The organism is Kitasatospora putterlickiae (assembly GCF_039527695.1).
GTDB lineage: Bacteria > Actinomycetota > Actinomycetes > Streptomycetales > Streptomycetaceae > Kitasatospora > Kitasatospora putterlickiae.
Window position 1 is genome coordinate 6,804 of sequence record NZ_BAAAKJ010000419.1, and the last position, 4,443, is coordinate 11,246.

4 protein-coding genes are annotated in these 4,443 nt (G+C 70.3%); all 4 read left to right on the top strand.

The genetic code is table 11. The features are described from left to right. Positions 1-402: 402 nt before the first annotated feature. The 4 genes from ABD308_RS35010 to ABD308_RS35025 all read left to right on the top strand — a co-directional run bounded on the left by ABD308_RS35010 (position 403) and on the right by ABD308_RS35025 (position 4,399). Complete coding sequence (locus ABD308_RS35010; RefSeq protein ID WP_344343997.1) at positions 403-1,131, top strand: DUF5995 family protein; 729 nt, start codon at positions 403-405, stop codon at positions 1,129-1,131. Between the two features lie 108 nt (positions 1,132-1,239). Beyond that, positions 1,240-1,959, top strand: a complete 720-nt coding sequence (locus ABD308_RS35015) for a flavodoxin family protein (protein WP_344344000.1) — start codon at positions 1,240-1,242, stop codon at positions 1,957-1,959. 439 nt (positions 1,960-2,398) lie between these two features. Beyond that, the gene (locus ABD308_RS35020) at positions 2,399-3,502 is read left to right on the top strand and encodes a family 2 encapsulin nanocompartment cargo protein terpene cyclase (protein ID WP_344344003.1); all 1,104 of its coding nucleotides are present in this window, start codon (positions 2,399-2,401) and stop codon (positions 3,500-3,502) included. Positions 3,503-3,517: 15 nt separating this feature from the next. After that, positions 3,518-4,399, top strand: a complete 882-nt coding sequence (locus tag ABD308_RS35025; protein WP_344344006.1) for a geranyl diphosphate 2-C-methyltransferase — start codon at positions 3,518-3,520, stop codon at positions 4,397-4,399. The last annotated feature ends 44 nt before the right edge of the window (positions 4,400-4,443 follow it).

Consider the following 4,443-nt stretch of genomic DNA (forward strand, 5'->3'; position numbering starts at 1 on the left):
GGGGCCCGCCGTCGTTCAGGGGGCCGTCAGCCCAGTTGCCGACCAGCGGGATCTCGCCGTGCTGACGGAGGTGTCGATCCGGCTGACCGACAGGCCGTGCCCGTTGCCGTCGCCGAGTGAGAATCACCGAACGTCTCTTCCGATCTGTTGTCCGCTTGCCGGAACATCGGATCGGCGGAACGGGCGCGCCGCCGATGGGTGGAATCGACGGCGGACCGTGCACGGACCGCCTCCCCCCGGGCACCGGATCATTGGGGACGGGCGCGAACCGTTGCCATGCGTCGCGGCTCACCGGTTCGGGTGACGGGTGGCGAGGTGCGTCCCGGTTCGGCGGGTCCGGAACGGCGGCGGTGTGTATAGCTGACAGCCGGAGAACGCCGACGACGGAAAGGGACCACCGCCATGACCCAGTCAGCCGCCAAGCCCGCGCAGAGTGTCGACGAGGTCATCGAGCGGATGCGGGCGATCAAGGCGCGGCTGGATCCCCGGGACGGGGTCGCGTGCTTCAACCGGATGTACCTGAGGGTCACCGAGCTGGTCGGACAGCGGCTCGCGGCCGGGTACTTCCAGGACCAGGTGTTCATCGAGCGCCTCGACGTGGTGTTCGCCAACCTGTACTTCGACGCGGTGGAGGCCGCCGAGGCGGGGCGGCCGGTGAACGCCGCGTGGCGGCCGCTGTTCGACGCGCGCGGCCACCGCAAGGTGTGGCCGATCCAGTTCGCGTTCGCGGGGATGAACGCGCACACCTACCACGACCTGGCGCTCGCCGTCGTCGAGACCTGCATCGGGCGCCGGACCACGCCCGACACGCCGCCCGTGCACGCCGACCACCTCAAGGTGGACGAGCTGCTCGCACAGGTGGAGGCGGAGGAGCGGGCGTCGTTCGAGGCGCGGATCGTCAAGGTCGCCACCGCCGGGGCCGAGCCGCTGAAGCACATCGTCGCCAGCTTCTCGATCGCCCGCGCCCGGGACGCCGCCTGGGCGACCACCCAGACGCTCTGGCACCAGCGCAACATCCGTCCGATGTACGACGCCACGCTCGCCGCCGTCACCGCGAGCACCGCCCTGGCGGGCCGGATGCTGGTGACGCCCGTACTGGCGCCGGTGGAGCGGCCCGACGGCGAGGGCTGACGGCGAGGGCTGGCGCGGCTCCGGTTGGCGGAGTCCGGCGGGCGCGGGCGAGCGGGCCGGGGTGGACTGGTGGCTGACAAGCCCCGATGGAGCCGCGAAAGGCCGACGATGACCTCCTCGCCCCCCGCCCGCTACGCCGACCTCAGCGCCCTGGTGATCAACTGCACGCTCAAGCGCTCACCCGAGCGGAGCCACACCCAGGGCCTGATCGACGTCAGCACGGGGATCATGCAGCGCCAGGGCGTGCGGGTCGAGGTGATCCGCGCCGTGGACCACGACATCGCCACCGGCGTCTGGCCGGACATGACCGAACACGGCTGGGACACCGACGACTGGCCCGTCCTCTACAGCCAGGTGATGGCCGCCGACATCCTGGTCCTGGCGGGCCCGATCTGGCTCGGGGACAACTCGTCCGTGATGAAGCAGGTGATCGAGCGCCTCTACTCCTGCTCGTCGATCCTCAACGAGCGCGGGCAGTACGCCTATTACGGCCGCGCCGGCGGCTGCCTGATCACCGGCAACGAGGACGGCGCCAAGCACTGCGCCATGAACGTCCTCTACTCCCTCCAGCACCTCGGCTACACCATCCCCCCGCAGGCGGACGCCGGATGGGTCGGCGAGGCGGGCCCGGGACCGTCCTACCTCGACGCCGGCTCGGGCGGCCCGGAGAACGACTTCACCAACCGCAACGCGACCTTCATGACCTGGAACCTCCTCCACCTGGCCCGGCTGCTCAAGGACGCCGGCGGCATCCCGGCGTACGGCAACCAGCGATCGGAGTGGGAGGCGGGCTGCCGCTTCGACTTCGAGAACCCGGAGCACCGCTGAGGGGCGGAAGACGTCGACGATTCCTATGGTCTGACGATCGGTCAATATTCGTCAGCACCGGAACGATCCTTGATCGGCGGCCCTGCCTGCCCGGTGGGCCGCTTCGTCGTTGGTTCTGGTCCGAACCGATCATCGGATGCGCTGTTTCAAACGTGACTGATGTGAACGTTCACCCTTTCGAGTGCACAGGATCATGCGAAGCGGTCCAGATCGTTCCGCCCCGCCTACGGTTGGGCAACAGACGAGTCGGGGCCGCCGCCGCATGCGGGGATCCCCTCCATCCGGGGCGACGGCGACGGCCGGCGACCCGTCATGGCGTGTCCCCCTTCGAAGAGGAAGGTTCTCCCATGCCCGTGGCCACGAGCGGCGAGACACCGCAGGCGACGCAGCAGCACGCGCAACCGGAACCGCGTCCCGGTCGGCGCGCGGCGGTGCGGTCATGAGCGGGACGGCCCTGGAGCAGCTCCTTCGCGGGCCGAGCGGGATCGGGACGGCGGGGCTGAACCTGGCGCCCCGTCAGGAGGCGGTGGCGGCGGTCGAGGCGCCGTCGGGCAAGCCGACGTCCGGCGATCCGGTGCCCGGGCTGTACTTCCACCCCGTGCCCGAACCGGACGCGGAGCGGGTGGCGGAGGTGAACCGCCGGATCAAGCTGTGGGCCGAGGAGATCGAGCTCTACCCGCCGGACTGGGAGGACCAGTTCGACGGCTTCTCGGTGAGCCGCTACATGGTCGCCTGCCACCCGGACGCCCCGAGCGTCGACCACATCATGCTCGCCACCCGGCTGATGGTCGCCGAGAACGCCGTCGACGACTGCTACTGCGAGGACCTCGGCGGCTCGCCGGTCGGCCTCGGCAGCCGGCTGCTGCTAGCCCACACCGCCCTGGACCCGCTGCACACCACCGCCGAGTACCAGAGCGGTTGGCAGGAGTCGCTGGGCTCGGACGCGCCCCGGCGGGCCTACCGCTCGGCGATGGAGCACTTCACGCAGGCCGCCAGCGCCTCCCAGTCGGACCGCTTCCGGCACGACATGGCGCGCCTGCACCTCGGGTACCTCGCCGAGGCCGCCTGGGACCAGGACGGCCACCACGTCCCGGAGGTGTGGGAGTACCTGTCGATGCGGCAGTTCAACAACTTCCGCCCCTGCCCGACGATCACCGACGCCGTCGGCGGCTACGAGCTGCCCGCCGACCTGCACGCCCGGCCCGCCATGCAGCGGGTCATCGCGCTCGCCTGCAACGCCACCACCATCGTCAACGACCTGTACTCGTACACCAAGGAGCTGGCGAGCCCGGGCCGGCACCTCAACCTGCCGGTGGTGATCTCCGAGCGCGAGGGCGTCTCCGACCGCGACGGCTACCTGAAGGCCGTCGAGGTGCACAACGAACTGATGCACGCCTTCGAGGCGGAGGCCGCGGCACTGGCCGCCGCCACGCCCGTCCCGGTGGTGGTGCGCTTCCTGCGCGGGGTCGCCGCGTGGGTGGACGGAAACCACTACTGGCACCAGACCAATACCTACCGCTACAGCCTGCCCGATTTCTGGTAACCAAGGAGCTGAACCGTGTCCGTCACCGACACCACCCCCGTCAACCGCACCGCCGTCCCCGGGCCGGCGACTCCCTACCAGGGTGATATCGCACGTTACTGGGACCATGAGGCCCGGCCGGTGAACCTGCGGCTCGGCGATGTGGACGGCCTTTACCACCACCACTACGGCATCGGCGAGGTCGACCAGGAGGCGCTCGGCGCTCCGGACGACAGCGAGCGGGAGAAGAAGCTGGTCACCGAGCTGCACCGGCTGGAGTCCGCGCAGACCGACGTGCTGCTCGACAGCCTCGGCGACATCCGCCCCGAGCACACCCTGGTCGACGCCGGCTGCGGGCGCGGCGGCTCGATGGTGATGGCCCACCAGCGCTTCGGCTGCAAGGTCGAGGGCGTGACCCTGTCGGCCAAGCAGGCCGAGTTCGGCAACCGGCGGGCCAAGGAGCTCGGCATCGACGACTCGGTGCACGCCCAGGTCCGCAACATGCTCGACATGCCGTTCGGCACCGGCACCGTCCGGGGCTCCTGGAACAACGAGTCCAGCATGTACGTCGACCTGCACGACCTGTTCGCCGAGCATGCGCGGATCCTGTCGGTCGGCGGCCGCTACGTGACCATCACCGGCTGCTGGAACCCGATCTACGGCCAGCCCTCGAAGTGGGTCTCGCAGATCAACGCCCACTTCGAGTGCAACATCCACTCCCGCCGCGAGTACCTGCGCGCGATGGCCGACAACCGCCTCGTCCCCAACGCCGTCGTCGACCTGACCGCCGCCACCCTCCCGTACTGGGAGCTGCGGGCCACCGTGCCCTCGCTGGTGACCGGCATCGAGGAGGCGTTCATCAACTCCTACAAGGACGGCTCCTTCCAGTACCTGCTGATCGCGGCCGACCGGGTCTGACCCCGCGTCGCCGCACGGCGAGGACCCGGCCCGGCCGAACGGCG

Coding starts and splice junctions, on each gene's coding strand:
- ABD308_RS35015 (WP_344344000.1), top strand. CDS start 1,240: ATGACCTCCTCGCCCCCCGCCCGCTACGCCGACCTCAGCGCCCTGGTG.
- ABD308_RS35020 (WP_344344003.1), top strand. CDS start 2,399: ATGAGCGGGACGGCCCTGGAGCAGCTCCTTCGCGGGCCGAGCGGGATC.
- ABD308_RS35010 (WP_344343997.1), top strand. CDS start 403: ATGACCCAGTCAGCCGCCAAGCCCGCGCAGAGTGTCGACGAGGTCATC.